26 protein-coding genes, 1 other RNA gene, 1 pseudogene and 1 riboswitch are annotated in these 26,004 nt (G+C 68.4%); of the genes and pseudogenes, 9 read left to right on the forward strand and 19 right to left on the reverse strand.

Annotated elements, in window-relative coordinates; translation table 11 throughout:
* Positions 1-209: 209 nt before the first annotated feature.
* Positions 210-980 (forward strand): NRDE family protein, encoded by a 771-nt coding sequence (locus ACSQ19_RS03845; protein ID WP_436000140.1) that lies wholly within the window; start codon positions 210-212, stop codon positions 978-980.
* Between the two features lie 204 nt (positions 981-1,184).
* Here ACSQ19_RS03845 and rnpB read toward each other — a convergent pair.
* From rnpB to rsmI, 5 genes are all read right to left on the reverse strand, one after another.
* Positions 1,185-1,533, reverse strand: an RNA gene (gene rnpB / locus ACSQ19_RS03850) — RNase P RNA component class A.
* A gap of 32 nt (positions 1,534-1,565) precedes the next feature.
* Positions 1,566-2,795, reverse strand: a complete 1,230-nt coding sequence (gene chrA / locus ACSQ19_RS03855; RefSeq protein ID WP_436000142.1) for a chromate efflux transporter — start codon at positions 2,793-2,795, stop codon at positions 1,566-1,568.
* A gap of 41 nt (positions 2,796-2,836) precedes the next feature.
* The gene (locus tag ACSQ19_RS03860) at positions 2,837-4,618 is read right to left on the reverse strand and encodes a DUF885 domain-containing protein (RefSeq protein WP_436000144.1); all 1,782 of its coding nucleotides are present in this window, start codon (positions 4,616-4,618) and stop codon (positions 2,837-2,839) included.
* Positions 4,619-4,721: 103 nt separating this feature from the next.
* Positions 4,722-6,527 (reverse strand): DUF885 domain-containing protein, encoded by a 1,806-nt coding sequence (locus tag ACSQ19_RS03865; protein ID WP_436000146.1) that lies wholly within the window; start codon positions 6,525-6,527, stop codon positions 4,722-4,724.
* The gene (gene rsmI / locus ACSQ19_RS03870; RefSeq protein WP_436000148.1) at positions 6,524-7,363 is read right to left on the reverse strand and encodes a 16S rRNA (cytidine(1402)-2'-O)-methyltransferase; all 840 of its coding nucleotides are present in this window, start codon (positions 7,361-7,363) and stop codon (positions 6,524-6,526) included. The genes ACSQ19_RS03865 and rsmI overlap by 4 nt, the downstream gene beginning before the upstream one ends.
* Before the next feature lie 216 nt (positions 7,364-7,579).
* On the opposite strand from rsmI, the pseudogene ACSQ19_RS03875 reads away from it, so the two are divergent.
* From ACSQ19_RS03875 to ACSQ19_RS03885, 3 genes and pseudogenes are all read left to right on the forward strand, one after another.
* Positions 7,580-8,845 (forward strand): annotated as a pseudogene (locus tag ACSQ19_RS03875) (penicillin-binding protein activator); the annotation flags it as partial.
* Positions 8,835-9,224: a YraN family protein gene (locus ACSQ19_RS03880; protein WP_299346440.1), complete on the forward strand. Its 390-nt coding sequence runs from the start codon at positions 8,835-8,837 to the stop codon at positions 9,222-9,224. The pseudogene ACSQ19_RS03875 and the gene ACSQ19_RS03880, both read left to right, overlap by 11 nt.
* Positions 9,225-9,236: 12 nt before the next feature.
* Complete coding sequence (locus tag ACSQ19_RS03885; protein ID WP_436000150.1) at positions 9,237-10,616, forward strand: FAD-binding oxidoreductase; 1,380 nt, start codon at positions 9,237-9,239, stop codon at positions 10,614-10,616.
* Positions 10,617-10,766: 150 nt separating this feature from the next.
* On the opposite strand, the gene thiL is transcribed toward ACSQ19_RS03885, so the two are convergent.
* The 12 genes from thiL to ACSQ19_RS03945 form a co-directional block, all read right to left on the reverse strand.
* Positions 10,767-11,720: a thiamine-phosphate kinase gene (gene thiL / locus ACSQ19_RS03890; RefSeq protein ID WP_436040765.1), complete on the reverse strand. Its 954-nt coding sequence runs from the start codon at positions 11,718-11,720 to the stop codon at positions 10,767-10,769.
* Between the two features lie 7 nt (positions 11,721-11,727).
* Positions 11,728-11,979, reverse strand: coding sequence for a helix-hairpin-helix domain-containing protein (locus ACSQ19_RS03895; RefSeq protein WP_436000152.1), 252 nt, complete (start codon positions 11,977-11,979; stop codon positions 11,728-11,730).
* Between the two features lies 1 nt (position 11,980).
* Positions 11,981-12,448, reverse strand: a complete 468-nt coding sequence (gene nusB, locus ACSQ19_RS03900; RefSeq protein WP_299346448.1) for a transcription antitermination factor NusB — start codon at positions 12,446-12,448, stop codon at positions 11,981-11,983.
* Positions 12,449-12,470: 22 nt separating this feature from the next.
* Positions 12,471-12,938 (reverse strand): 6,7-dimethyl-8-ribityllumazine synthase, encoded by a 468-nt coding sequence (gene ribH / locus ACSQ19_RS03905; RefSeq protein ID WP_296278494.1) that lies wholly within the window; start codon positions 12,936-12,938, stop codon positions 12,471-12,473.
* Between the two features lie 64 nt (positions 12,939-13,002).
* The gene (gene ribB, locus ACSQ19_RS03910) at positions 13,003-14,097 is read right to left on the reverse strand and encodes a 3,4-dihydroxy-2-butanone-4-phosphate synthase (RefSeq protein ID WP_299346451.1); all 1,095 of its coding nucleotides are present in this window, start codon (positions 14,095-14,097) and stop codon (positions 13,003-13,005) included.
* Positions 14,094-14,696 carry a riboflavin synthase gene (locus ACSQ19_RS03915; RefSeq protein WP_436000155.1) on the reverse strand — a complete coding sequence of 201 codons (603 nt, stop codon included), beginning with the start codon at positions 14,694-14,696 and terminating at the stop codon, positions 14,094-14,096. Before ACSQ19_RS03915 ends, ribB begins: the two co-directional genes overlap by 4 nt.
* A 138-nt stretch (positions 14,697-14,834) precedes the next feature.
* A riboswitch (FMN riboswitch) is annotated at positions 14,835-15,033 on the reverse strand.
* An 83-nt stretch (positions 15,034-15,116) separates the two neighbouring features.
* On the reverse strand, positions 15,117-15,878 hold the full coding sequence (locus ACSQ19_RS03920; protein ID WP_436000157.1) for a class I SAM-dependent methyltransferase: 762 nt from the start codon (positions 15,876-15,878) through the stop codon (positions 15,117-15,119).
* 8 nt (positions 15,879-15,886) lie between these two features.
* Positions 15,887-16,993: a bifunctional diaminohydroxyphosphoribosylaminopyrimidine deaminase/5-amino-6-(5-phosphoribosylamino)uracil reductase RibD gene (gene ribD / locus ACSQ19_RS03925; RefSeq protein ID WP_436000159.1), complete on the reverse strand. Its 1,107-nt coding sequence runs from the start codon at positions 16,991-16,993 to the stop codon at positions 15,887-15,889.
* A gap of 6 nt (positions 16,994-16,999) precedes the next feature.
* A complete protein-coding gene (locus ACSQ19_RS03930; protein WP_436000161.1) occupies positions 17,000-17,503 on the reverse strand; it encodes a GNAT family N-acetyltransferase in 504 nt (167 codons plus the stop codon).
* A 2-nt stretch (positions 17,504-17,505) separates the two neighbouring features.
* On the reverse strand, positions 17,506-18,039 hold the full coding sequence (gene nrdR / locus ACSQ19_RS03935) for a transcriptional regulator NrdR (RefSeq protein ID WP_296278500.1): 534 nt from the start codon (positions 18,037-18,039) through the stop codon (positions 17,506-17,508).
* Positions 18,040-18,048: 9 nt separating this feature from the next.
* Positions 18,049-19,317, reverse strand: a complete 1,269-nt coding sequence (gene glyA / locus ACSQ19_RS03940; RefSeq protein ID WP_296278501.1) for a serine hydroxymethyltransferase — start codon at positions 19,315-19,317, stop codon at positions 18,049-18,051.
* Between the two features lie 122 nt (positions 19,318-19,439).
* Entirely contained in the window at positions 19,440-19,946 is a 507-nt protein-coding gene (locus ACSQ19_RS03945) for an RcnB family protein (RefSeq protein ID WP_436000164.1), read from the reverse strand.
* A 216-nt stretch (positions 19,947-20,162) separates the two neighbouring features.
* Between ACSQ19_RS03945 and ettA the strand changes: the two genes are divergently transcribed.
* Complete coding sequence (ettA, locus tag ACSQ19_RS03950) at positions 20,163-21,830, forward strand: energy-dependent translational throttle protein EttA (protein ID WP_296278503.1); 1,668 nt, start codon at positions 20,163-20,165, stop codon at positions 21,828-21,830.
* A gap of 53 nt (positions 21,831-21,883) precedes the next feature.
* Here ettA and ACSQ19_RS03955 read toward each other — a convergent pair whose 3' ends face one another.
* Positions 21,884-22,681 carry a DUF3667 domain-containing protein gene (locus ACSQ19_RS03955; RefSeq protein ID WP_436000166.1) on the reverse strand — a complete coding sequence of 266 codons (798 nt, stop codon included), beginning with the start codon at positions 22,679-22,681 and terminating at the stop codon, positions 21,884-21,886.
* Positions 22,682-22,876: 195 nt separating this feature from the next.
* On the opposite strand from ACSQ19_RS03955, the gene ACSQ19_RS03960 reads away from it, so the two are divergent.
* Complete coding sequence (locus ACSQ19_RS03960; protein WP_436000168.1) at positions 22,877-23,962, forward strand: methyl-accepting chemotaxis protein; 1,086 nt, start codon at positions 22,877-22,879, stop codon at positions 23,960-23,962.
* 12 nt (positions 23,963-23,974) lie between these two features.
* Here the strand turns inward: ACSQ19_RS03960 and ACSQ19_RS03965 are convergent, their stop codons facing one another.
* The gene (locus ACSQ19_RS03965; RefSeq protein WP_436000170.1) at positions 23,975-24,298 is read right to left on the reverse strand and encodes a Rieske (2Fe-2S) protein; all 324 of its coding nucleotides are present in this window, start codon (positions 24,296-24,298) and stop codon (positions 23,975-23,977) included.
* 90 nt (positions 24,299-24,388) lie between these two features.
* Here ACSQ19_RS03965 and ACSQ19_RS03970 point away from each other — a divergent pair, with 90 nt between their 5' ends.
* The 3 genes from ACSQ19_RS03970 to mscL all read left to right on the forward strand — a co-directional run bounded on the left by ACSQ19_RS03970 (position 24,389) and on the right by mscL (position 25,918).
* A complete protein-coding gene (locus ACSQ19_RS03970) occupies positions 24,389-24,664 on the forward strand; it encodes a hypothetical protein (RefSeq protein WP_296278509.1) in 276 nt (91 codons plus the stop codon).
* Between the two features lie 64 nt (positions 24,665-24,728).
* Positions 24,729-25,436 carry a fumarylacetoacetate hydrolase family protein gene (locus tag ACSQ19_RS03975; protein ID WP_436000173.1) on the forward strand — a complete coding sequence of 236 codons (708 nt, stop codon included), beginning with the start codon at positions 24,729-24,731 and terminating at the stop codon, positions 25,434-25,436.
* Positions 25,437-25,513: 77 nt separating this feature from the next.
* A complete protein-coding gene (gene mscL / locus ACSQ19_RS03980; RefSeq protein WP_296278511.1) occupies positions 25,514-25,918 on the forward strand; it encodes a large-conductance mechanosensitive channel protein MscL in 405 nt (134 codons plus the stop codon).
* Positions 25,919-26,004: the final 86 nt, after the last annotated feature.

A 26,004-nucleotide genomic window follows, 5' to 3' on the forward strand; every position in this document is an offset into this window, starting at 1 on the left:
CAGGAAACGACCGCTTAAATCACTTGGCGGATCAATGGCTTGCAGCAAACTTCAGAGACTTGTTCAAGCCTTATCCACAAGTTGCTGTTTCGTCTCAAATTTTGAGATTGAGGGACGATTCAGTGAGGTGACCGTCGTTTCACATCCCGTCTCGTCCGCGCCGGCGCTCCCGGGTGGAACTGCGCAAACCGGAGGCCCAGAATCGGCCCATGTGCCTCGTCGCCCTCGCCTGGAAGGTCCACCCGCGCTGGCGGCTGCTGCTGGCAGGCAACCGCGACGAGTTCCACGCCCGACCTACGGCGGCGCTGGCGCACTGGGAGGCATCGCCCCACGTGATGGCAGGCCGGGACCTGCAGTCGGGCGGCACCTGGGCCGGGGCGGAGGCCGGCGGGCGGGTGGCGGTGGTCACCAACGTGCGCGATCCGGCCATCCGGATTCCGGGGGCTCCGTCGAGGGGTCAGCTGGCGGCCGGTTTCCTGCAGTCGCCCGACGGTGCGACGCACCGCGCCACCGGCGTGCTGGTGGCCGCCGAAGCCTTTGCCCCGTTCAACCTGCTGCTCGCGGACGCCGCCGATTGCGAATACGTGAGCAACTACCCCACGCCCCGTCGGATCACGCTCGCACCGGGTCTGCACGGCTTGTCCAATGGCGACCTGGACGAGGCTTGGCCAAAGACGATGGCGCTTAAGGAGCGACTTGCCGCATGGGTGTCGGCGGAGAGGGACGAAGTCGATACGCTTTGGAGCGCGCTGGCGGACGAAACCCCCGCGCCCGACGACCGCCATCCCGACACCGGCGTAGGCATCGACGTCGAACGCAGGCTGTCGCCGGCCTTCATCCGTGGCGAACGCTATGGAACCCGCGCCAGCACCCTGATTGCCATCGATCATGCGGGGCATGGGTGGATCAGCGAGCGGAGGTTCGGGCCTGACGGTGTGTTCGAGGGGGAGACGACGTTGCGGATCCAAACTGGCGCGTAGCCAGCGCTATCGAAGCTGGAGGCTCGCGGTTGCGACTTACGTCGCTCCTACAGGGAACCCTGTGATCGCTCGCCTTTAACTGCCCCCTGAGTCAGGGGGCGGCGAGCGCACCGCGCGAGCGGGGGTGTGGCAACGAAGGCCTGGGGCCCAAAGTTCGCAATGCGAACTTTGGGAGCTTCAACGCGCTTCGCGCGTTGAAGCTGGCGGCGGAGCCGGCCGATAAGCCGGGTTCTGTCGTGGACAGTCATTCCTCTAGGCGCAACGTCACCGTTACGCTCAAGCAACCTACCCGGAGACACTGCGGGCCGCAGCATAGCCTCCCTATTTGGTCTTGCTCCCGGTGGGGTTTGCCGTGCCGGTCCGTTGCCGGACTCGCGGTGCGCTCTTACCGCACCATTTCACCCTTGCCTGATCTCCGAAGAGCCATCGGCGGTATCTTTCTGTTGCACTTTCCGTCGGCTCGCGCCGCCCAGGCGTTACCTGGCACCGTGCCCTGTGGAGCCCGGACTTTCCTCGGCATTGTTTCCAATGACGCGACTGTCTGGCCGACTCCGCCGCGCGCATTGTCGCACAACGGCCATGCCGCTAACCCGACAGCCAGGCGGATGCGGCACCGCCGAAGCCCAGCAACAGCACCATCAACCATGGCGGTAGCTTCGCCCACATCAGCATCCCCACGCCCACCGCAATCCACGCCACGTCGCGCCAGTCACGCACGGCCGTGGTCCATAGCGGGTCGTAGAGTGCGGCCAGCAACAGTCCAACCACCACCGCATTGACCCCGGCCACTGCGGCCTGCACGCCTCGCTGTCGGCGTACGCGCGACCAGAAGGGCAACACACCCACGATCAGCAGGAAGGAAGGCAGGAAAATCGCAAGCAGGCACACCGTCGCGCCCAGCCAGCCACCCGGCCCGGCGGACATGGCAGTCCCCAGGAAAGCGGAGAACGCGAACAATGGCCCGGGCAGCGCCTGGGCGAACCCGTAACCGGCAAGGAAATCATCCGCACCGATCCAGCCAGGCGCCACTACTTCCGCCTGCAGCAATGGCAGCACCACGTGGCCGCCACCGAAAACCAGCGCACCGGTGCGGTAGAACGCATCGAATACCTGCACGGCCGGCGCCATGGAATACCGCGCCACCAACGGCAGCAGCAACAGCAGGATCAAGAACGCCACCAGCATCGCCACGCCGGTACGCGCGGACAGCAGCACCGTCATGCCCCCGGCTTCGGCCGCATCGGGCGCACGTCGCAACACCAGACCCGTCATGGCACCCGCCGCGATCAACAGCCACTGCACCCCTGCGTGTGGCCAACACACCACGACCAGCGTCGTTGCCACCGCCATCAGCACGCGCGGTGCATCGATGCAGAACAAACGCCCCATCGCCCATACGGCCTGCGCCACCACGGCGACCGCGACCCACTTCAAACCGTGCAGCGATTCGGCGGGCAATGCGCTGCCCCAATGCACGAGTCCAAGCGCGAACAGCACCATCAACACCGCGGACGGCAAGGTGAACCCGCACCACGCCGCGACGGCGCCGCGGATGCCTGCCTGCGACAAGCCAATGGCCATGCCCACCTGGCTGCTGGCCGGACCGGGCAGGAACTGGCAGAGCGCGACCAGCTCGGCGTACGCACCGTCCGTCAGCCACTGGCGTCGGGCCACGAACTCATCGCGAAAATAGCCGAGATGGGCGATGGGGCCGCCGAATGAAACCAGCCCAAGCCGAAGGAATACGCGGAATACCCGCCAGGCAGTGGCGTGCTGTCGCGGCTCCCGCGCAGTCATCCCTCGCATGAGCATCATCCCTCACCCATTTCCCGCGCCTTCCTCGACACCGGCATGATTCACGCGAGCGCCGCTGCCCCATCGAGGACATCCATGGGAAGCGGCCCGGACGCCAGGATGAAGTCGTTGTAGGCGCGCGTGTCGAACCGCGTGCCCAGGCGCTGCCGGGCCTTCTCGCGCGTCGCCAGAATCTGCTGCTTGCCGACCATGAAGCTGCAGGCCTGCCCCGGGTAGACGCAATAGCGGTCGATCTCGCGCTCGGCGGCATCGCGATGTTCGCCGGCGTTGGCCACCATCCAGTCGATGGCCTGCTGGCGGGTCCAGCGCGCGTGGTGGATGCCGGTGTCGACGACGACACGGCAGGCACGGAACAACTGGCCCTGCAGGTAGCCGATTCGCCCGAACGGATCGCCTTCGAATGCACCGATCTCATCCGCCAGTTGTTCGGCATACAGGGCCCAGCCCTCGGTCCACGCCGAAAAGCGCACCGTGCGCCGGAACAGCGACAGTCCACCCGCCTCGCGCAGCACACTGTCCTGGAAATGGTGACCGGGTATGCCTTCGTGATGCAGCAGCGTCGGGATGCGCCACAGCGCGCTCTCCGCGACCGAGCGCAGGTTGAGGAAGATGGTCGAGGGCTGGGCGGGATCGCTGCTGGCGCTGTAGAACGCGCCTGGCGCGCCGTCCTGGATCGCGGGCGAGATGCGCTGCACTTCGACCGGTCGATCCGGAATCACGCGGAACCCCCGTGGCAGCAGGCCCCTGATCCGATCAAGGTGTGCACTGGCGTAGTCGATGATCGCCTGGCGTCCCGCGTCCGTGTCCGGCTTGAGGAAGCGCGGATCGCGATCGAGGGCGGCCATGCGCTCACCCACCGATCCCCCGGTCAGACCCTCGGCGCGCAGCAGCTGATCGATCTCGGTCGACAGTTCCTCCACCCACGTCAGGCCGAGTCGATGCAGCTCGCCTGGCGCGTAGCGGGCGGTGGTGTTGGAACGCAGCGCCGAGGCGTAGTAAGCCTCGCCGTCCGGCTTGGCCCACACGCCTGCACGATCATCGGCGCGGGGCATCAAGGCTGCGAGCGCGTCGCTCTGGCGTTGCAGGGCAGGCACGATACGCCCAACCAGGATCGCCGAGGCGCGACGGTCCAGATCGGCGATCCCGGCGTCGCGCGCACGCGCGAGTGCCGACGTCGTCAATGGATTGCCGCTCGGCGCGGCATCGCGCAAGGTCGCGAGCTGCTTCAGGGCCTTGGCCAGGATGAAATCCGGGGGGATGACACCCAGGCCCGCGTCGTGGCGGACCTGTTCGGTTTCCTGGTCCAGGGCCGCGGCGAACTGGCCCAGCCTGTCCAGATAGCGGTCGGCATCCGCCGCATCCTTCATGGGTGAGCGCCCGCCGATACTGTCCGGCAGCCAGAAATAGGCACCGTTCATCTGGCTGACGACATAGGGGCTAGGGCGCAGGTTGAGGTCCGAAAATCCGTAGCGCCCGTACTGGTCCGCCATGGCCTCGTAAACGAAGCGGGCAGTGTCGTAGTCCAGGGCCGCGGCGGCCGAAAGTGCGGCGCGGTCGATCCCTTTCAGTTCGTCCAGACGCAGCGCCGTCGCCTGCCGATGACGCGCGCGAGCGGCCAGCGAATAGTCGGCCAGGCGGTCCGGTCCACCCTCCTCTGCCTTGAGGGCCTGGGCATGGCGTTGCAGCAGGTCCGCCAGGCGGACGTCCTCGGCGGGCGCATTCCCCGTCGTGTCGGCGACAGGCTTCGAACCGGCCATGCGCGCGGCCAGGGGCCACGTCAGGCCGAGCGCCGCGGCGCCGACCAGCAGTTCACGACGACGCATCAGGTGCACCTCCAAAGCAAGGCGTCCCGAGCCTCGAGTGCCGGGAGGCCGGAACGCAGAACGAGACCATGCAATCTCTCCGAACAGGACGCATACCCAAGGCCTAATGCGCGGCCCCGCTCGACATCAGCCAGCGGTCGATTTTGGCTTCCAGCACGTCCAGCGGCAGGGCACCGGTGTCCAGCACCTGGTCGTGGAAACGCCGGATGTCGAAATCCGCACCCAGGCGTTCGGTCGCACGCCGCCGGAGTTCCTGCAACTTCAGTTCACCCACCTTGTAGGCGCAGGCCTGGCCCGGATTGGTGATGTAGCGATCGATCTCCACCGCCACGTCGCGCGGGGCCATGGAGGTGTTGGCCAGCATGTAGTCGATCGCGCGTTGACGGTCCCAGTGCATGGCATGGAGACCGGTGTCGACCACCAGGCGCACGGCGCGCAGCATTTCCATGTCCAGGTGGCCGAACCATTGGTAGGGGTCGGTGAACATGCCCAGTTCCTGCCCCAGGGATTCGGCATACAGGCCCCAGCCCTCGGTATAGGCGGTGGCGGGCACCTGCCCGAAACGCAGCAGGTCCGGCAGGCTCTCGTCCTCCTGGACCAGTGAGATCTGGTAGTGGTGGCCCGGCACGCCTTCGTGCAGCTGCAAGGTCTCCAGGGTCGGGATGGGACGCGTGTTCAACATGGCCATGTTGAAGAACAGGACGCCGGGCTCCGACGCGTCCGGCGGACCGGCGCGGTAGTAGCCCGTGCCCCGCTGGTCGCCCAGCGCCGGCAGCGGACGCAGCTCGAATTCGGCACGCGGACGACGCGAGAACAGTTCAGGCATCCGCTCCCAGACCTTTTTTTCGATGCGTTCGAAGTGGTCGATGAGGTCTTCCGGTTTGGAATAGTAGAACTCGGGCCCGGTACGGACGTGTTCGAAGAAGGCCGGCAGGTCGCCGTCGAAGCCCGTCGCCTGGCGCGCCTGTTCCATCGCGGCGCGGATCCTGGCCACTTCCGCCACACCCAACTGGTGGATCTGCTGCGCGCTCATCTTCGTGGTGGTGTGCTGGACCAGCAGGGACGCATAGACCCGCTCGCCGTCCTTCATCGCCCACAGGCCGGCGCCCTCGGTGGCGCCCGGCAGATAGCGTTCGCGCAGGAACGTGCGCCAGCGCGCGTAGGCCGGTGCGGCGCGACCTTCGATGGCCTGGCGATACGCGGCCTCCAGGCGGGTGCGGTCCGCGGTCCCGATGGCGTCAGGGAAACGCGTCACCGGGGAGTAGAAGGGATTCTCCTCGACCGTCAGCTTCAGGAAGGCTTCGACCTGCGCCAGGATGTTGTTCACCACCACCTTGGGCTGGTGGTAGCCCCGGGCCATTCCCTGCTCCAGGCGATCGACCGTGCTGTCCATGTACCCGACGAAGCCTTCCAGCTGGGCCAGCCCCCTTTCGTAGTCTTCGACCGTCTTGAAGCGGACGCCCGACAGATAGTCGGGGAACTCGACGTGCAGGCCGAAGGAGGCGTTCAGCGGCACCAGGTTGCGTATCGCATGGATGCCGCTGTCGATGTCGCCGAGCGCCTGCTCGGCCTGGTAGCGGAACGCGTCGTAGGCGATCTGGTCCTTCTCGGCCAGTGAGGCGCGGTCTATGCCGGCCAGGCCCGACAGTTCGGCACGCTTGTTCGTCGCCAGCTGCAGGGCGAAGGCCTCGCTCTGGGGGTCGACGAAAACGGCCCCGGTCGGGGGCAGGCCGCGCTCGGCGAGACGCAGGGGATGCAGCGTGTCATCGGCCTTCTGGCTCTCCGCCACCAGCTGGCGGAACCGCTCACGGGCGTCCGGCGGGGTCGACGCGATCGCCGCGGGCGATGCCGCCACCATGACCAGCGTCGCGACGGCGGCCTTGAGCCGTTCACGCATTCTCATCTTCATTCCTTTTCCTTCGAGACCAGGCCGCCATACAACGCCTTCCTCGGCGCGCCGGTGATCTCGGCAGCGAGCTTGGCGGCTGCCGACGGCGGCAGGTGGGCGTTGAGCAGCGCGTAGACGCGACGACCCTCTGCGAGCTGCGCCGTCTCGTCGTCCGGCGCGCCCTGCACCATGACGACAAACTCGCCCTTGCGCTGGTTGTCGTCGGCGTCGACCTTCGCCTGCAGCTCGGCCAGGGTGCCGTCGAGGACGGTTTCAAACAGCTTGGTCAGTTCGCGCGCCAGCACCGCGGGACGGTCGTCGCCGAACGCGGCGCGCATGTCCGCCAGCGACTCCGCGATGCGGTGCGAAGACTCGTAGAACACCAGCGTGCGGGCTTCACCTGAAAGGCGCTGCAGCTGCTCGCGTCGCGCGGACGCCTTGGCCGGCAGGAAGCCTTCGAACGCGAAGCGGTCGCTCGGCAATCCGGCCACGCTCAAGGCGGCGATGGCCGCGCAGGCGCCCGGCAGCGGACTGACCTTGATGCCCGCCGCGCGCGCTGCGCGGACCACACGGAACCCGGGGTCGCTGACCAGCGGCGTGCCGGCGTCGCTCACCAGCGCGAGGGAGTCGCCGGCCAGCAGGCGTTCGACCACGCGCAGGGCCAGTGCGTCCTCATTGTGTTCATGCAGGGCCACCAGCGGCGTGGACACGCCGAAGTGCGACATCAGCTGGCCGCTGCGGCGTGTGTCCTCGGCGCAGATCGCCGCCACGTTTCGCAGCGTCTCCAGTGCCCGGGGCGTCAGGTCGCCGAGGTTGCCGATCGGGGTGGCGACGATGAACAGGGTTCCGGCAGGCATTCCAGTGGGGCTCGGTGGCTGGGGGTAGAATCGTAGCCCGGTTCCCCTGCCTGAACATCGACGATGCCCTTGGACCTGCCTGTCGCACGCACGCTTTCCGCACGCCTCCGTCCCGCCCGGGCCCTGGCGGCATTGCTGCTGGTCGCCCTGCTCGCCAGTTGCGCGACCACGCCGGGCACGAGCCCCGTCACATCGTCCGCACGCTTCGCCCCCGCGTTCGCCAACGCCGCCACGCTGGCGCGCCAGGACGGCGCCCTCACCGGTCAGGCGCGCAGCGACAACGCACGCGAAATCGACCGCCTGCTCGCCACGCTCGACGACGCCACCCTCACCCGCGACGCCGCGGCCCTGCCGGTGGGCGATCCGCTCTACAACTTCGCCGGCCGCGCGTTGCAGCGCCGCGGACTGCCGCTGCCGCGCCCGTTCGATCGTGGCGCCCAGTGGCGCTTCGACGCCGGCAACCGTCCGCCCGCCGAGGCGGACGGATACCGCCCGCCGGTGAAGCTGGCCGTGCTGTTGCCCCTGTCCGGCAACCTCGCCACGGCCGCTGCGCCCGTGCGCGATGGCCTGCTGGCCGGCTATTACGGTGAGCGCCGCCGTCGCCCCGACATCCAGTTCTACGACACCACCGGCACCGCCGCGGGCGCGACCGCGGCGTATGCGCGCGCGACCGCCGAGGGCGCGGACTTCGTGGTCGGCCCGCTGGGTCGGGACGAAGTGAGCGCGCTGTTCCAGCAGCCCCAGCTCGCCACCCCGCTGCTGGTGCTCAACCGCGGCACCGTGAGCGTGCCGGAAGGCAATGCCGGCTTCTCGCTGGCGCCCGAAGACGACGGGATCGCGGCCGCCGAGTACCTGTTCGCACGCGAGCGCCGCGCGGCGCTGGTCATCGAGGGCAGCGACGACAATGGCCGTCGTGCATCGCAGGCCTTCGCCACGCGCTTCGCCGAGCGCGGCGGCAAGGTCACCCGCGTGGTCCGCGTGCAGGACGTACCGGGTGATCTGTCGGCCGCGCTGGCCACCGCGTCGCAGGAAGGCGCCGATGCCGTGTTCCTGGCCGTGCGCGGCAGCACGGCCCGCGCGCTGACGCCGCAACTGGCCCTGGCCGGCCTGGGCGGCAAGACGCGCGTGGGGACGTCGCAGCTCACCTCGGGGACGGGCAAGCCGGAAGAAGACATGGCGCTCGATGGCATCGCCTTCCCGACCGAAGCCTGGACCTCGCGCGGCGTGCCGGCCCTGCCTGCCGCCAGCGTCACCGGAGAGCGCGTCCCGACCGCACGCGGTCCTGCCGCGCGCCTGTTCGCGTTCGGCTACGACGCCTGGCTGCTGACGGCCTACCTGGAAAAGCTGGCGACCGGCGCGAATGCCGAGATCCGCGGCGCCACCGGACGCCTGCAACTGGACGGGTTCGGCAACGTGGTGCGTACGCCGTCATGGTCGACCTTCACCGGCGGACGCGCCGCACCGATCGCGGATGGCGGTTGATCGCCGCGCGCGCGGGCAGGCCGTCGAGGCCGCGGCCCGCGCGCTGCTGCGCCGTGCAGGCCTGACCGATATTGCCGCCAATGCGGCGTACCGCGGCGGCGAACTGGACCTGGTGATGCACGACGCCACCCGACCGGGCATGCCGTCGGTGGTGTTCGTGGAGGTGCGCTATCGCCAATCGCAGGCGTTTGGTGGCGGCAGCGCGTCCGTCGATATCGGCAAGCGCCGCCGCCTGGTGCACGCCGCGCAACGCTTCCTGCAGGACCACCCCGCGCTCGCCGATGCACCCTGCCGCTTCGACGTGATCGATGCGCAGGGCGATCCGGCGTCACCGCACCTCGAATGGATCCGCGATGCGTTCCGCGCGGACGAGATCTGACTGCCCGGCACCATGGACCCTCACCTCCCTCCCGCAGTGCACGATGCTCTTGCCGCCCGGCTTGGCGATGGCTGGTTGACCGGCGAGGCGTGTCGCCCCTTCGGCGGCGATGACTCGCGACGTTGGGCCATGCCGGCGGCCGTGGCGTTGCCGCGTACGCAGGAAGATGTCGTCGCGATCGTGCGCGCCTGCCGCGAACATCGCGTGCCGATCATCGCGCGCGGCGCGGGCACCGGCACGACCGGGGCAGCCGTACCGACGCAAGGTGGCGTGGTGGTGTCGTTCGTGCGCATGAACCGCGTGGTCGAAGTGCGCGCAGCCGACCGTTGCGTGGTGGTGCAGCCGGGCGTCCTCAACGGCGACCTTCAGCATGCGCTCGCGCCGCACGGTCTGTTCTGGCCGCCGGACCCCTCCAGTGCCGAGACCTGCAGCGTCGGCGGCAACCTCGCCACGAATGCCGGCGGACCGCGCGCAGTGAAGTACGGCACTGCGCGCGACAACGTGCTGGGGCTGGTCGCGGTCACTGGCACGGGCGAACTGATCCGCTGCGGCGGCGCTTACACCAAGGACGCCACCGGTTACGACCTGACCCACCTGATCGTCGGCAGCGAAGGCACGCTCGCGCTGATCGTCGAAGCGACGCTCAAGCTCGCGCCGCGGCCGCACGCGCAAGCCGGCCTGCGCGTGCTCTATCGCGACCCGGCCACAGCAGCAGCTGCCGTGTCCCGCATCATGGCGCGGCCGACGACGCCCACGATGCTGGAGTTCATGGATGGCAGCGCCATCGCGTTGATCCGCCGCAACGGCAGCGATGTGCCGGACGCCGGCGCGATGCTGCTGGTCGAAGCCGACGGCGACGACGACACGCTGCCCTACGCGCTACAGACGCTGGCCGAAGCGGCGGAGGGTGACGGCATGATCGCGCTGGACGTGGCACAGGACGGTACTGCACGAGACCGGCTGTGGGCCGCGCGCCGTGCGCTTTCGCCGGCACTGCGCACGATCAAGCCCGGCAAGATTAACGAAGACGTGGTGGTACCGGTATCGCGCATCCCCGATCTGGTGGCCGCCATGGAGACGCTGGCGTCGGACGTGGACCTGCCCATCGTCGTGTTCGGCCATGCCGGCAACGGCAACCTGCACGTCAACATCATGTACCACGACGGCGATGCCGCCGAGACGGCGCGTGCGCACGCCGCATTGCCGAAGGTCTTCGCTCAGGTGCTGGCGCTGGGCGGCACGCTGTCGGGCGAACACGGCATCGGCCTGAGCAAGCGCGATTTCATGGCGGATGCGTTCAACGCGGCGACACTCGATGCGATGCGGGCGATCAAGCTCGCGCTGGATCCCGACGGGATCCTCAATCCGGGCAAGGTGCTGCCGCCACCCTGATCCCTTTGTAGGAGCGACGTAAGTCGCGACCGCACGTCGCCAGCGTTCGTCGACCATCAAGGGACGGGGAACCGATAGCCAGCGTGCTGCCGGCGGTTTGCGGGGCACGCAGGGGTCGCGGTCGCGACTTACGTCGCTCCTACAAAGGCATCAGGACTCGGAAAAGTGGTCGTAGCCGCGACGCGGCGGCGTCCATGGCTCGCCATCGGCGCGCATGGGATGCACGCCCTCGCCCGCCCCCATGCGGCCGATCCGGGTGATCCGCAGATCGAGCCGGGATGCCAGCGCCGCGATGTCGGCACGCGCGTCGGCAGGCGCCGTGAAACAGAGCTCGTAGTCGTCGCCACCACTCGCCTGCATCGGCAAGCGCGTGGTCGCATCGAACGCCGCGCACAAGGCGTCGGACGCCGGCAGCGCATCGATCTCGACCCGCGCGCCCAGTCCGCTACGCGCAGCGACATGACCGAGGTCAGCCAGCAATCCGTCCGAAACATCCACGCATGCGCTCGCACGTCCGACGAGCGCGCGACCTGCTTCCATGCGCGGCGTTGGCCTGTCGAGGCGGACCCGCAGTGCATCGACGGGCGTGCGTTCCAGCAGCGCCAGCGCGCCGGCCGCATCGCCCAGCGTTCCGGTCACCCAGATGTCGTCGCCGACACGTGCGCCATCTCGCCGCAGCGCGCGTCCGGGTTCGACGAATCCCATCGCGGTGACCGACACCGACAGCGGACCGCGCGTCGTATCGCCGCCCACCAGCACGATGCCGTGGTGGGTCGCCAGCGCGACGAAGCCATCGAGGAAGCCGTCGATCCATACCGGGTCGGACTGCGGCAACGACAGCGACAGCGTGCACCACGCGGGGTCGGCACCCATCGAAGCGAGATCGGAGAGGTTCACCGCCAGCGCCTTCCAGCCGATATCGGCCGCCCGCGTGCCACGGGGGAAATGGATGCCGTCGTTCAACGTGTCGGCGGTGACCACCAGTTGCCGTCCCGGTGGCGGTGCCAGCACGGCGGCGTCGTCGCCGATGCCCAGCACCACGTCGCCGCGCGCGCCGGCGCGTGCGCGGATGCGGGCGATCAGGTCGAATTCGCCGATACCCATGATGGCGTCAGTCGCGCGACCGCGCGAAATCGACGGCGGACTGGATGGCCGCGCGCGCCTGCGGGCTGTTCTTCCAGCAGGTGGATCCCGTCAGGCCTGCGGCACTGACGATCACCTCCGAGGGTTCGGCGGCGGCCAATTGCCGCAGGGAGGCAATGCCCATCTGTTCCAGCCGTTGCACCACGGTGGGACCGACACCTTTCAGCGCGAGCAAGGCGTCACGTTCGTCTGCAGAGAACCGGGCGTTGCCGCCGTGCACGTCAGCGGCGCGCCTGCGCCTCGGCCGGGCGCCAGTCGACGGCGGCGTGGTCGAGCACGCCGTTGATGTAGGTGTGCCCGTGTTCGGACCCGAACCGCTTGGCGGTCTCGATGGCTTCGTTCAGCACCACGCGGTAGGGCACGTCGAGGCGATGGATCAGCTCGTAGGCGGCGATCCGCAGGACGGCGCGCTCGATGGGATCGACTTCCTCGACCGCACGATCGAGGAAGGGCAGCAGCGCCTCGTCCAGCGACGCACGGTGCCTCACCACGCCGCGCACCAGGTCCTCGAAATATTCGAGGTCGGCGATCTCGTGCGCCTGCTCGTGGGCGAACTGCGCGATGACCTGGCCGACTTCGCCGCCCGACATCTGCCACGCGTACACGGCCTGCAGCGCGCGGCGGCGCGCGCGCGCGCGCGTGACCGGATCGACGCCGTCCTTGCGGTGGGGATGGGGGTGTCGGCTCACGTCGGCTCCTGCGGTTCTTGGGTTACGGCAACTGTTCCAGCAACTGCGCCATCTCGATGGCGGCCAGTGCGGCTTCTTCGCCCTTGTTGCCATGGCTGCCACCGGCACGCGCTTCGGCATCCTCGATGCGCTCGACCGCCAGCACGCCGTTGAGCACAGGCACGCCGGTGTCCAGCTGTACGCGCATCAGGCCTTCGGCACAACGATCGGCGACGTGTTCGTAGTGGCGGGTGTCGCCACGGATCACGCAGCCCAGCGCAATGAGGGCGGCATGGTCGCCCGAGGCGGCCAGCCGCGCGGCGGCAAGCGGGATCTCCCACGCACCGGGCACCCGTACCACGTCGATCATGTCCTCGCCCACGCCGTTGCCGGCCAGGCTCTGGCGCGCGCCGGCCACCAGCACATCGGTGATGCGCGGGTTCCAGCGGCTGGCGATGATCGCGAAGCGGGCGCCGTCGGGCGCGCGCAGATCGCCTTCGTAATGGGACATGGCGGGTTCCTTGGGGGTGGGGAAGTCTACCAGCCGGGGCGGGCGGCCGGTCTGCCGAGGCCGGTCAGGGCTGGACGTACTCGACCACGTCGAGCCCGAAACCGGCCAGGCCGACCTGGCGGCGCGGGGTGCCCAGCACGCGCAGCCGGCCCAGGCCGAGGTCGGCCAGGATCTGCGCACCGGCGCCGTTGCGACGCCACTGCCCCACATCCTTGGCGTTTGCGCGCACCTCGGGTTGCTTGCGCAGGCGGGCCAGCAGCGCCTCGGCGTTGCGGGGCTCGGAGAGCACCACCATCACGCCCTGCCCTTCCGCCGCGATCGCGCGCAGCGCATCGGTCGCATGCACGCCGAAATCGTCGCGGCGCCAGTGCAGCAGGTCGCTCAACGGGTTTTCCACCTGCACGCGTACCAGCGTGGGCGAGTCCTTGCGTGGCGTGCCGCGGACCAGGGCAAAATGCAGGTCATGGGCGATGCGGTCGCGATAGGTCACCAGCCGGAACGGACCGAACTCCGTCTCGATGTCGCGCGCGTCGATGCGCTCCACGGTGTGCTCGGTGGCCAAGCGATAGGCGATCAGGTCGGCGATCGATCCCATCTTCAGGCCGTGCTCGCGCGCGAACACTTCCAGCTGTGGACGTCGCGCCATGGTGCCGTCCGGGTTCAGCACTTCGACCAGCACACCGGCCGGCTCCAGGCCCGCGAGCAGCGGCAGGTCGCTGGCGGCTTCGGTATGGCCGGCGCGGGTGAGCACGCCGCCGGGCTGGGCGATCAGCGGGAAGATGTGGCCAGGCTGGCTGAGGTCGGTGGGCTTCGCATCGGGACGCACGGCAGTGCGCACCGTGTGTGCGCGGTCGTAGGCGGAGATGCCGGTGGTGACGCCCTCGGCGGCCTCGATGCTGACGGTGAAGTTGGTGTGGAACTGCGCCGTGTTCGTCTGCACCATCGGCGCCAGGCCCAGTTGCGTGCAGCGTTCGCGGGTCAGCGACAGGCAGACCAGGCCGCGCGCGTGGGTGACCATGAAGTTGATGTCGGACGGCTTGACCAGCTCGGCCGCCATGATCAGGTCGCCTTCGTTCTCGCGGTCCTCGTCGTCGACGATGACGACCATGCGGCCGTTGCGGATTTCTTCCAGCAATTCGGGAATCGGGGCGAAGTTCATGCGCCGCTCCTCTCGCCCAGCAGGCGCTCGACGTAGCGCGCGACCAGGTCGATTTCCAGGTTCACCGCATCGCCGACGGCGGCCTGCGAGAACGCGGTGTGCGCCACCGTGTGCGGGATCAGCGCGACCTCGAATCCTTCGCCGTCCACTTCGTTGACCGTCAGGCTCACGCCATCGACGCAGATCGAGCCCTTCTTCGCGATGTACTTCAACAGCGGCGCCGGGGCGGCGAATCGCCAGCGCTGCGCGCGCGCATCCTCGTGCACGGACAGCACGCCGCCGACGCCGTCGACATGGCCGCTGACCAGGTGGCCGCCGAGGCGGTCGGTGGGGCGCATCGCCCGCTCCAGGTTCACCAGCGCGCCTGCGGCCAGGCCGCCGAGCGTCGTCAGCGAGAGGGTTTCGGTGGAGGCGTCGGCCTGGAAGCTGGCGGCGTCGAACGCGATCACGGTCAGGCATACACCGTTGACCGCGATGCTCTCGCCCAGCCGCACCGCGTCGAACGGCAGCGTCCCCACAGCCACGGTCAGGCGGACGTCGCCACCGACGGGTTCCAGCGCCGCGATGCGGCCGACGCCTTCGATGATGCCGGTGAACATCAGCAGGCCTCCTGCAGGAGGACGGGGAAAGCGGTGGGAAGCGTGGAAGGCATGCAACGTCTCTCGCGAAAGCAAAGCGGAGACGCCTCCGGGCGCGAAGGCAGGCGCACGACGCCGCGCTTCCGCGCGGTTCGGCGATGCCGTCTTCTTTCATCCGGACTATGACCGTCGGCTCCGGCATCTGACCGGATCTGCTGACCCTTCGGCGGCTTTGGCGAGTCCGCACCGGAACGTGCGGGCTCTTGCGGGGTAATCGCATGCCGCCCAAGGCGCTCGCGGGCTCGTCGCTGGGCGACCTACCGCCGGTGGGGAATCGCACCCCGCCCTGAAGACGTCGTTGGTGGTATGCCGGCGGACCGGCCCGCGCATTCTACACGCCGCACCCGGCACCCGCCGGCGAACGGAGTGTTCCGCGGGATGTCAGGCCGGCTTGCGGCGCAGGTGCAGGATCAGCGGCCAGCGCATGGTGCGCACCCGCTGCGGATCGCCCCAGACCTCGGCCAGGGCGGGCGTGTGCGCGTAGACCGGATCCTCGCCCGTGGCCGCGCGATAACTGCCGGTGGCGGACAGGCTGCCGAAATACCCCAGCAGCGTGGGCAGGTTCCATTCCGCGGTCAGCCACAGGCGGGGCGTCGGGACGAACTCGAACGGCCACACGTAGTCGCCGTAGCCCATGTCCACGTCGGCGCGTTCCGGCGGCCAGTACGGGTCGATGTCGTCGCGGACCTTCTCGGCGACCTCGGCCAGGTCGTCTTCGAAAATGATGTCCTGGTAGGTCCAGGCCGCCAGCACGCCGCCGGGACGCAGCACGCGCTCGCAGGCGGCGAAGAAGCGGTAGCGGTCGAACCAGTGCAGCGCCTGCGCCACGGCGACCAGGTCCACGCTGGCGTCAGGCAACGCGGTCGTCTCCGCCGGTTCGACGGCGAGGCTGACGTTGCCGCCCGCCTGCCCGTGCGCCCAATGGCGCTCGATCTGTGCCGCGCTGGGGTCGGTGGCGTGCACGTGGGCGAAACGCGCGGCGAGCCCGCGCGTGGCCTGTCCACTGCCGGCCCCGGGCTCCCACACACGGGCGCTGGCGGGCACGGCGTCGGCGATCACGTCGTACAACGCATCGGGATACGTGGGGCGGGAAGCGACGTAAACGTCGGCGACCCCGGAAAAATGGTCCTTGAAGGCCACCATGGCGAGCGTCAGCGGGCAGGTTGCAGCAGGAGGCGGTGATCTTCGCCAATCATGCGGCTGTCCACAATCTCCAGCGTCAGCCGCTCCGCCATCGCCTGGATGCCCAGGCCGCCGAACAGCGGCCGGGCCTGATCGCCGAGCAGCATCGGTGCTACGTACAACAGGACCTCGTCGGCCAGCCCCGCCGCCACGAAGGCGCCTGCCAGTGTGGCCCCCGCTTCGGCATGCACTTCGTTGATGCCCCGGCCAGCCAGCAGCTCCAGCACCGCCTTCAGGTCGAAATTGCTGCCGGTGGCCGGGGCGACCACGCGCTGGACATCGACATCGCGCGGCGGTTTGGCCTCGGCCGTATGGACATAGAGCGTCGGCGCGTCGCCCTGGCGTACGTTGCCGCGCGCGACGGTGGCCAGGCCAGGGTCGAGCACCACCCGCAGCGGCGGCTCGAAGGCCGTGTCGTCACCGAAGCGCACGGTGAGCGAAGGGTCGTCGGCCAGCACCGTGCCTGCCCCGGTGAGGATGGCGCCGGCGCGCGCGCGCCAGCGCATCACGTCGCGCCGCGATGCCTCGCCACTGATCCATTTCGAATCGCCATTCGCCATCGCGGTGCGGCCGTCCAGGCTGGTGGCCAGTTTCACCCGCATCCACGGCCTGCCGCGCTCCACCCTCGATAGGAAGCCACGGTTCAGGCGTCGCGCCTGTGCTTCCATCAATCCGGCCTGCACCTCGATGCCCGCCGCGCGCAGGCGATCGAAACCCGCGCCATCCACCTGGGGAAACGGATCGCGCATCGCCGCGACCACGCGCGTCACGCCCGCGGCGACCAGCGCGTCCGCGCAAGGACCGGTGCGGCCGGTATGCGCACACGGCTCCAGCGTGACGTACGCCGTCGCCCCCTTCGCCCCCTTCGCCTGCTCGCCTGCCGCCTGCAGCGCGAACACCTCCGCATGCGGACCGCCGGCCTTCTGGTGCCAGCCTTCTCCGATGACCTGTGCACCCTGCGCGATCACGCAGCCCACCATCGGGTTCGGCCGCGTGGTGTAGGCACCGCGCTCGGCCAACCGCAGCGCCCGCGCCATGCACTGGTGGTCGAACGCGGAAAAGGCGGTATCGGTCATGCGTCGTCACGCTGCATCGGAAGGGGCGACAGTATGCGCCACGCGCTCGGCCGGCCGGATCGACATCACGACGACCGGGGTGCCGTGCAGCGACGTGCGCTCTTCCACTTGCCACCCGAGCGAGGCATAGAAGCTCTCGTGCCACAGGGTGAACAGGCGAAGCAGCGCCACACCCTCACGCGCGGCATGCGCGACCGCCGCGTCGACCAGCACGCGTCCGCCGCCACGGCCCCGCGCTTCGGGCAACACGAACAGGCTGCCCAACCACGGACTGCCACGATCCTGCAGCGCAGGCGCGTCCTCGACCAGCAGGCTGACCGATCCCAGCAGCTCCTTCCCGTCCATCAGCAGCAGCGTGGTCGGTACCGACGTGCGGGTCGCATGATCCACCAACTCGGCCGTGGCGGCATCCAGGGTCCAGTCGTCGTACAGCCCGCCCCACTCCTGATGGTGCCAGCGCGCGAGCGTTTCGATGCACGCGGTGTGCCGCCCGATCGCCTCGATGCGCACGCTCAGCGCTTCTTGTTCTTGTCCGCGTGCTTGTCGAACGGCACCACGTCGCCGCTCAACAGGGACAGTTGGCCGGCGGCGGGAAGATCGCGTTCCAGCTTCTCGATCTCGTCGCGAAAATCGGCGACGTCCTCGAAGCTGCGGTACACCGAAGCGAAGCGCACGTACCCCACATGGTCGAGCTTGCGCAGCTCGCCCATGACGAACTCGCCGATCTTGCGCGAGGCGATTTCGCGCTCACCGCTCATGCGGATGGCATGGATCACCGCCCGCACGGCAGCCTCGATCTGTTCTTCGGATACCGGCCGCTTCTGCAGCGCACGGTCGAAACCGGCGCGCAGCTTGCGCGCATCGAACGTATCGCGACGGCCATCGCCCTTGATGACCGCCGGCAGCTTGATCTCGATGTTCTCCAGCGTGGAGAACCGCTCCCCGCACGCTTCGCACTCCCGACGACGACGGATCGTCGCGCCGTCCTCGGAGACGCGCGAGTCGATCACCCGGGTATCGGTGTGCTGGCAGAAGGGGCAGTGCATCGTCGTCGGTCAGCCGTAAACCGGGTACTTCCGGCACTGCGCGGTGACGTTGTCACGCACCTTCGCCAGCACGGCTTCATCGCTCGGCGCGTCGAGCACATCGCAGATCCAGTTGGCCAGGTCGATGCAGTCCTGTTCGCCATAGCCGCGCGTGGTGACGGCAGGCGTGCCGATGCGCAGGCCCGAGGTCACGAAGGGCTTGCGCGGATCGTTCGGCACGGAATTCTTGTTGACGGTGATGTGCGCCTTGCCGAGGGCTTCTTCCGCGTCCTTGCCGCTGACGTCCTTGCCGATCATGTCGACCAGCATCAGGTGGTTCTCGGTGCCGCCGGAGACGATCTTGTAGCCGCGCGCGATGATCGTCTTCGCCATCGCCTGGGCGTTCTTCACGACCTGCGCCTGGTAGCTCTTGAACTCCGGCTCCAGCGCCTCCTTGAAGGCCACGGCCTTGGCCGCGATGACGTGCATCAGCGGACCACCCTGGATGCCCGGGAAGACGATGCTCTGCAGCTTCTTCTCGATCTCCTCGCCCGCCGGCCCCAAACCAGCACGACTGGCCACGATGATGCCGCCGCGCGGGCCGCGCAGCGTCTTGTGGGTGGTCGAGGTCACCACGTGCGCATGCGGCAGCGGATTCGGATAGACGCCGGCGGCTACCAGGCCCGCCACGTGCGCCATGTCGACGAAGAGGTAGGCGCCGACCTTGTCGGCGATGGCGCGGAAACGTGCCCAGTCCACCACCTGCGAATAGGCGGAGAAGCCGGCCACGACCATCTTCGGCTTGTGCTCCAGCGCCAGCTTCTCGACTTCGTCGTAGTCGATCAGGCCCTGGTCGTTCACGCCGTACTGGACGGCGTTGAAGATCTTGCCCGAGGCGTTGACCTTGGCGCCGTGGGTCAGGTGACCGCCGTGGGCCAGGCTCATGCCCAGGATGGTGTCGCCCGGCTGCAGCAGGGCGAAGTACACGGCCTGGTTGGCCTGCGAGCCGGAATGCGGCTGCACGTTGGCGTAGTCGGCGCCGAACAGCTGCTTCACGCGGTCGATCGCCAGTTGCTCGGCGATGTCGACGTACTCGCAGCCGCCGTAGTAGCGCTTGTGCGGGTAACCCTCGGCGTACTTGTTGGTCAGCACGCTGCCCTGTGCTTCCAGCACGCGGGGGCTGGCGTAGTTCTCGCTGGCGATCAGCTCGACGTGATCCTCCTGCCGGCGCGCCTCATGGGCGATTGCCTGGGCCAGTTCGGGATCGTAGGTTTCGATGCGGGCGTCGCGCGGGAACATCGGGTCTCCGGGGCAGGTCGGGCGGGAGGACCGATTGTAGCCCGCCCCGCCCCTGGCCACCCCGGCCCGGAAAAGGAAAAGCGCGCCGGAGCGCGCTTTTCGGGGGCATCGGGCCCGCTGGCTCAGTGGTGCAGCAGCAGGTCGGCGATGATGCCGGTGGCGATGGCGACCATCAGCAGGTTGCCGCGGTCGTCGCGCACCCAGTGGTAACCGCGGGGAGGATGGCGCACGTGGTAGCGGCTGTAGTCGTTCACCACGTAGACCGGGCCGCGGTAGTAGTCCCGGTAACGCTGGCCCTTGGCCCAGCGGTGGTAGCTGGGCGGTGCCGGGCGGTAGACGACGCGGGGCGGCGCGTAATAGCGACGGTCGTCATAGCGCCGGTCGTCGTAGCGACGGCCATCGTGGTAGCCGTGACGGTAGGCCTGGCGCTGGTCGCGGTAGTCGCGGCGGTCGTCCCGGCGATCCTCACGCCAGTCGCGGCGATCGTCCCGACGGTCGTCGCGGCGATCATGGTGGCTGGAGCGGTCCCGGTCGCGACCGCGATCGTGGTCGCGTGCAAGCACGGGGGCGGTGACGGCAAAGGCGAGGATGGCGCAGGCCATGCTCTGGAAAAGACGCTTGGTATTCATGGAAAGCCCTCTGTGTGGCACGTGGGTCCCATCATGCGGATCACATCTGAACCGATTCCCGCTGGAAAACGGTTACGGCCACGTCAACGCCATGTTGGCGAAACGTATTCAGCCAGCGGTCGGGCGGGCCGGAGCGGCTATAATCGCCGCCTTCCCCTTTGCCTCCCCGCCCGCCGTCGCACGGCTGGGCGACGGGGCCTGCGTACCGGAGCCTGCATGTCCTCGCAATACATCTACACCATGAACCGGGTCAGCAAGGTGGTCCCGCCGAAGCGGCAGATCATCAAGGACATCTCGCTGTCGTTCTATCCGGGCGCGAAGATCGGCCTGCTGGGCCTGAACGGCGCCGGCAAGTCCACCGTGCTGAAGATCATGGCCGGCGTGGACAAGGATTTCGAAGGCGAAGCCCGCCCCCAGCCCGGCATCAAGGTCGGCTACCTGGCGCAGGAGCCGGAGCTGAACCCCGAACACACCGTCCGCCAGGCCGTCGAGGAAGGCGTGGGCGACGTTCTGCAGGCCCAGGCGGCGCTGGAAGCGGTCTACGCCGCGTATGCCGAGGAAGGTGCAGACTTCGACGCCCTCGCCAAGGAGCAGGAGCGCCTGGAAGCCATCCTCGCCGCCGGCGACGCGCACACGCTGGAAAACCAGCTGGACGTGGCCGCCGACGCGCTGCGCCTGCCGCCGTGGGATGCGATCGTCGGCAAGCTGTCCGGCGGAGAGAAGCGTCGCGTCGCCCTGTGCCGCCTGCTGCTGCAGAAGCCGGACATGCTGCTGCTCGACGAACCGACCAACCATCTGGATGCCGAGTCCGTCGAGTGGCTGGAACAGTTCCTCGCCCGCTACACCGGCACCGTGGTGGCGGTCACCCATGACCGCTACTTCCTCGACAACGCCGCCGAGTGGATCCTCGAACTGGACCGCGGCCGCGGCATTCCGTGGAAGGGCAACTACACCGACTGGCTGGTCCAGAAGGATGAGCGCCTGAAGCAGGAAGACAACCAGGAAAAGGCCCGTCAGAAGGCCATCCAGAAGGAACTGGAGTGGTCGCGCCAGAACGCCAAGGGCGGCCGTTCCAAGGGCAAGGCCCGTCTGGCCCGCCTGGAAGAGCTGCAGTCGGTCGACTACCAGCGCCGCAACGAGACCAACGAGATCTTCATCCCGCCGGGCGAGCGCCTGGGCAACTCGGTGATCGAGTTCAAGAACGTCTCCAAGAAGTTCGGCGACCGCCTGCTGATCGACAACCTGAGCTTCCTGGTGCCCGGCGGCGCCATCGTCGGCATCATCGGCCCGAACGGCGCCGGCAAGTCGACGCTGTTCAAGATGATCACCGGGCAGGAGAAGCCGGATTCCGGCGAGATCATCAAGGGCCCGACCGTGCAGCTGGCCTACGTCGACCAGAGCCGCGACAAGCTGGAAGGCAACCACAACGTCTTCCAGGAAATCTCGGGCGGCCTGGACATCCTCAACATCAATGGCGTGGAGATCCAGTCGCGCGCCTACATCGGCCGCTTCAACTTCAAGGGCCAGGACCAGCAGAAGATGGTCGGCTCGCTGTCCGGCGGTGAACGCGGCCGCCTGCACATGGCCAAGACGCTGCTGCAGGGCGGCAACGTGCTGCTGCTCGACGAACCCTCCAACGACCTGGACATCGAAACCCTGCGTGCGCTGGAAGACGCGCTGCTGGAATTCCCCGGCAATACCTTCGTCATTTCGCACGACCGCTGGTTCCTGGACCGCATCGCCACGCACATCCTCGCCTTCGAAGGCGACTCGCACGTGGAGTTCTTCCAGGGCAACTACCGCGAGTACGAGGAAGACAAGAAGCGTCGCCTGGGCGAGGAAGGCGCGCGTCCGCACCGCCTGCGGTTCAAGGCGCTGAAGTAAGCGGTCGGTTTCAAACCTGACGACATGCCCGCCTATCGGCGGGCATGTTCGTTTCAACCGTGGTGGAACAGCAGGAACAGCACGAAGACGGCAGCGCCGACCATCAGGCTCTGGGCCACCATGAACATCCCAAGCCCCACCAGGGCCCGCAGCGCCGACGTCCATCCGGAGTGCCGGTTGAACAGCTGGACGAGCGAGAACACGGTGTACGTCACCACGCAGAGCAGGATCCATGCCTGCGCACTGGGTATCCAACGCTGCAACACGATGGCGATCGCCATGAAGACGAACGACTGCACCGTCAGGAATGCCGAGACGACCAGCCATTCGGGATAGTTCAATCCCCGCCCCTTGAAAGCCAGCCAGAACGCGGCCGCCTCAAGCGGCAGGCAGAGCAGCGTGAATGCCGTCATGTGGCCGTTGAGCCAGTCCTTCGCCGCGGCGAACGTCGCAGCCAGCGCGGCCGGGTCCACGCCCGCGCCCGCCTTGGGACCGGCGCTTCCCGCGAAGCCCAGCTCCATCGCCGAACCGACGATATCCCCGTCCAGCAAGAACTTCCCGAGCAGGATGACGGCGGCTGCGGAGATCATCAGCAACAGCAACGGCTTGACCTGCTTCGCGCGCCTTCCCTCCAGATACGCCCGCATCAGGTGCCCGGGCCTGAGCATCAGCTCCTTGAGCGAATACAGGATGCCGCGATCCATGTGGAGCACGCTGTGCTCCAGCTCGTGGCCGAGGAAATGCCAGTCGATGCGATGCACCGGCGTGGGTTGGCCGCAGGCGGGACAGAACTTCTGCTGGGGATCGGCGACGGCTCGGCCGCAGTTGATGCAGATGCTCGCGTCGCCCATGCCGCTCCCCTTCCCGTGGTCGGCGGATTCTAGGGAAGCGAGGTGCGAACGTCCAACGCGCGTGCGCAGCGCGCCCCACCGAGGGGAAAACCTGCACCGCGAAGGTGCCTGCTAAAGCGGCTGCGAGACGCGCCGATAGCGCCTCAATGACGGCCATGCGCGAACGCACGGCCACCCCGCCACGCAAGGAAACCCATGAACGCACGCGCCACCGACCCCACCGACGACGCCGGCATCGACGACCACATCCAGTCCGTATCGGGACTGTCGGACTCGCTGCTCAAGCAACTGCGGCAATCGCTGCAGAAGATCGACGAGATCAACCGCATCACCCGCATCATTTCGATGAACGCCCGCATCGAAGCCGTGCGCATCGGCACGGCAGGCCGCAGCTTCGGCGTGATCGCCGAAGAAATGGATACCCTCGCGCGCCGGGTCAGCGACACCGCGCAGGACATCGACCGCATGGCCGTCCGCACCAGCCATGACCTGCGGGAGCGGCTGGACCAGCTGCAGACCGACGTGCGCCGCACGCGCCTGACCGACCTCGCCCTGGCCAACATCGACCTGATCGACCGCAACCTCTACGAACGCAGCTGCGACGTGCGCTGGTGGGCCACCGACGCGGCCGTGGTCGCGGCGGCGCAGGATCCGCAACCGGCCGCGCTCGCCCATGCCAGCCAGCGGCTGGGGCAGATCCTGGACTCGTACACGGTCTACTTCGACCTGGTGCTCGCCGACCTGCAGGGCAACATCATCGCCAACGGACGGCCGCGCCAATACCGCTCGACAGGCCAGTCGGCCGCACAGCAGGCATGGTTCCAGTCCGCCATGGCCACGCACAGCGGAGAGCAATTCGGCTTCCAGTCAATGCATGCCAGCCCCCTGGCCGGCGGAGAGCGCGTACTGGTGTACGCCTGCACCGTGCGCGAAGGCGGCCGCGTGGCGGGAAGACCGCTGGGCGTGCTGGGCATCGTGTTCCGCTGGGATGCGCTGGCGCAGACCATCGTGGAACGCACCCCGTTGTCGGACGCCGAATGGCGCCGCAGTCGCGTCTGCATCGTCGACGGACAAGGCCATGTGCTGGCCGACTCCGCGCGCGGAGATGCCGCGTCGCCGCGGCTGGACTTCCCAGGGCGGGCGACCCTGTTCGCACAGGCCCGGGCTGCGACCGATCTGGTCATCGAGGGGCGCGCCTGCTGTCTGGCGCAGGCGGCCTCCCCCGGGTACGAAACCTACCGCACGGGGTGGCACTGCGTGATCCAGCAGGGCGTCGCCTGAAGACCCGCGCTCTCAGGCGAGCCATACCTCGCCATCGCGCACCTGCACCGCGACGGCGTGCAGCGTGTCGCCCCGGCATGGCCCTGCGACACAGGCACCGGCCACGAGCTCGAACGACGCACCGTGGGCCGCACAGACCAGATGACCGTCCTTGCTCTTGAGGAACTGCCCGGGCGCCCAATCGAGGCGCCGGCCCGCGTGGGGACAGACATTCAGCCAGGCGCGCACCTCTCCGCCCGACCGATAGAGGATCAACGACTCGGCATCGTCGCCGATCGTGGCCTCAACCTCGGCGAAAGCCCCGTCGGCGATGTCATTCAGTGCACTTAGTCGCATGGCACTTAACGAAGTCCTCACACGGTCATCTAACCGTCATCCGATACTGCGTGCACCGGCTCCCGCCGCATTCTGTCACGACGCACCGCCATGTACGCACGCCATTTCCAGTTCAATTCCTTCCGCCACATCTTCGCGCCGCGCAAGCCGCGCCATCCGCTCCTGCGGGTGGGACTGGGCCTAGTGGGCGTGGCGCTGCTGGGCGTGCTGGTGTTCTTCAGCGTGTTCGTCGGAGCGGCCATGATCGCGGCCGGCCTGGTCTACAAGCTGGTTCGCCAGCGCGGCAAGCCGCAGGCCCGCGATGCGCGCGTGGTGGACGCGGAATACCACGTGGTGCGCAAGCCGGTGCTCCCGCTGTCGCGTTGATCCCACCGCGGGAACCCGGTTCCCGCCTACACTTTGCGGCCGTTCCACCTGCTGCCCGGCCGCCATGACCGACCTCGTTCCCGCTCCGCCCGTGCCACGCGTCCCCGTACGCGGCGGCGGCACGTTCCCTGTCCGGCGCATCTTCTGCGTCGGCCGCAACTTCGCCGACCATGCGCGTGAAATGGGCGCGGCCGCGCCCGCTTCGAAGGCCGAACGCGGCACGCCGGTGTTCTTCCACAAGCCGGCGGACGCCATCGTCACCGGCAACGGGGACGTACCCTACCCGCCGGGCACGAACGACCTGCACCATGAGGTCGAACTGGTCGCCGCGCTGGGCGCCGACGCACCCGCGGGCACGCTGTCGCGCGAAGCGGCGCAAGACCTGGTCATCGCCTACAGCGTCGGCCTGGACCTGACCCGCCGCGACCTGCAGGGCGCCGCCAAGGCCAAGGGCCTGCCGTGGGACACCGGCAAGGGCTTCGATCATTCGGCACCGATCAGCGACCTGGTCGCCGCCGCCGAGGTCGGCGCGCTCGATAGCCGCACGTTGACCCTGCGCGTGAACGGCGATGTCCGGCAGCACGGCGCACTGCACGACCTGATCTGGGACGTGCCCGACATCCTGCACGAGCTGTCGAAGCTCTATGCACTGAAGGCCGGCGACCTGGTCTTCATGGGCACGCCGGCAGGCGTAGCCGCACTGGTGCCCGGCGACACCTTCGTGGCCTCGCTCGATGGCGTGGTGGAACTGCGCGGGCGCATCGCCGGCTGATCCTGCCTTGCACCGTCGACGCCCGGGGTTATAGTCCATCGCAGTGGCGAGTCGGCGCCGTTCCAGGAGATGACGCAATGGGCATGATCAGCGAGTTCAAGGAATTCATCGCGCGCGGCAACGTGGTCGACCTGGCCGTCGGCGTGGTGATCGGCGCGGCCTTCGGCAAGATCGTCACCACCCTGGTCGACAAGATCATCATGCCGCCCATCGGCTACCTGATCGGTGGCGTCGACTTCTCGAAGTGGGCGTGGACGCTGAAGGAAGCCACCGTCGACGCCGCGGGCAAGGAAGTGCCCGCGATCGTGGTCGGCATCGGCGAGTTCCTCAACACGGTCATCCAGTTCGTCATCGTCGCGTTCGCGATCTTCCTGCTGGTCAAGGCGGTCAACCGCCTGCACCGCAAGCCCGAGGCCGCGCCCGCAGCGCCACCCGAGGACGTGCTGCTGCTGCGCGAGATCCGCGACGCGCTGAAGAAATAACGAACGCGGCGTTCCCGATCGGCAACGCCGTCGACGGAAACACGGGGCCACGGGCTGCTAAGCTCGTGGCCTTCGTTTTTCCGGGA

Origin of the sequence: Pseudoxanthomonas sp. LjRoot127 (genome assembly GCF_964253495.1) — a bacterium.
In the GTDB taxonomy this organism is placed as follows: domain Bacteria; phylum Pseudomonadota; class Gammaproteobacteria; order Xanthomonadales; family Xanthomonadaceae; genus Pseudoxanthomonas_A.

What these genes read in the sequence shown, in the direction of transcription:
- mscL (WP_296278511.1), top strand. Translation starts at nt 25,514, where the DNA reads ATGGGCATGATCAGCGAGTTCAAGGAATTCATCGCGCGCGGCAACGTG.
- ACSQ19_RS03975 (WP_436000173.1), top strand. Translation starts at nt 24,729, where the DNA reads ATGACCGACCTCGTTCCCGCTCCGCCCGTGCCACGCGTCCCCGTACGC.
- ACSQ19_RS03865 (WP_436000146.1), bottom strand. Translation starts at nt 6,527, where the DNA reads ATGAAGATGAGAATGCGTGAACGGCTCAAGGCCGCCGTCGCGACGCTG.
- chrA (WP_436000142.1), bottom strand. Translation starts at nt 2,795, where the DNA reads ATGATGCTCATGCGAGGGATGACTGCGCGGGAGCCGCGACAGCACGCC.
- thiL (WP_436040765.1), bottom strand. Translation starts at nt 11,720, where the DNA reads ATGGGTATCGGCGAATTCGACCTGATCGCCCGCATCCGCGCACGCGCC.
- ACSQ19_RS03955 (WP_436000166.1), bottom strand. Translation starts at nt 22,681, where the DNA reads ATGGGCGACGCGAGCATCTGCATCAACTGCGGCCGAGCCGTCGCCGAT.
- ACSQ19_RS03845 (WP_436000140.1), top strand. Translation starts at nt 210, where the DNA reads ATGTGCCTCGTCGCCCTCGCCTGGAAGGTCCACCCGCGCTGGCGGCTG.
- ettA (WP_296278503.1), top strand. Translation starts at nt 20,163, where the DNA reads ATGTCCTCGCAATACATCTACACCATGAACCGGGTCAGCAAGGTGGTC.
- ACSQ19_RS03970 (WP_296278509.1), top strand. Translation starts at nt 24,389, where the DNA reads ATGTACGCACGCCATTTCCAGTTCAATTCCTTCCGCCACATCTTCGCG.
- ribH (WP_296278494.1), bottom strand. Translation starts at nt 12,938, where the DNA reads ATGTCCCATTACGAAGGCGATCTGCGCGCGCCCGACGGCGCCCGCTTC.
- ACSQ19_RS03915 (WP_436000155.1), bottom strand. Translation starts at nt 14,696, where the DNA reads ATGTTCACCGGCATCATCGAAGGCGTCGGCCGCATCGCGGCGCTGGAA.
- ACSQ19_RS03945 (WP_436000164.1), bottom strand. Translation starts at nt 19,946, where the DNA reads ATGAATACCAAGCGTCTTTTCCAGAGCATGGCCTGCGCCATCCTCGCC.
- rsmI (WP_436000148.1), bottom strand. Translation starts at nt 7,363, where the DNA reads ATGCCTGCCGGAACCCTGTTCATCGTCGCCACCCCGATCGGCAACCTC.
- glyA (WP_296278501.1), bottom strand. Translation starts at nt 19,317, where the DNA reads ATGTTCCCGCGCGACGCCCGCATCGAAACCTACGATCCCGAACTGGCC.
- ACSQ19_RS03885 (WP_436000150.1), top strand. Translation starts at nt 9,237, where the DNA reads ATGGACCCTCACCTCCCTCCCGCAGTGCACGATGCTCTTGCCGCCCGG.
- ACSQ19_RS03920 (WP_436000157.1), bottom strand. Translation starts at nt 15,878, where the DNA reads ATGGTGGCCTTCAAGGACCATTTTTCCGGGGTCGCCGACGTTTACGTC.
- nrdR (WP_296278500.1), bottom strand. Translation starts at nt 18,039, where the DNA reads ATGCACTGCCCCTTCTGCCAGCACACCGATACCCGGGTGATCGACTCG.
- ACSQ19_RS03880 (WP_299346440.1), top strand. Translation starts at nt 8,835, where the DNA reads ATGGCGGTTGATCGCCGCGCGCGCGGGCAGGCCGTCGAGGCCGCGGCC.
- ACSQ19_RS03860 (WP_436000144.1), bottom strand. Translation starts at nt 4,618, where the DNA reads ATGCGTCGTCGTGAACTGCTGGTCGGCGCCGCGGCGCTCGGCCTGACG.
- ACSQ19_RS03965 (WP_436000170.1), bottom strand. Translation starts at nt 24,298, where the DNA reads ATGCGACTAAGTGCACTGAATGACATCGCCGACGGGGCTTTCGCCGAG.
- ribD (WP_436000159.1), bottom strand. Translation starts at nt 16,993, where the DNA reads ATGACCGATACCGCCTTTTCCGCGTTCGACCACCAGTGCATGGCGCGG.
- ribB (WP_299346451.1), bottom strand. Translation starts at nt 14,097, where the DNA reads ATGAACTTCGCCCCGATTCCCGAATTGCTGGAAGAAATCCGCAACGGC.
- ACSQ19_RS03960 (WP_436000168.1), top strand. Translation starts at nt 22,877, where the DNA reads ATGAACGCACGCGCCACCGACCCCACCGACGACGCCGGCATCGACGAC.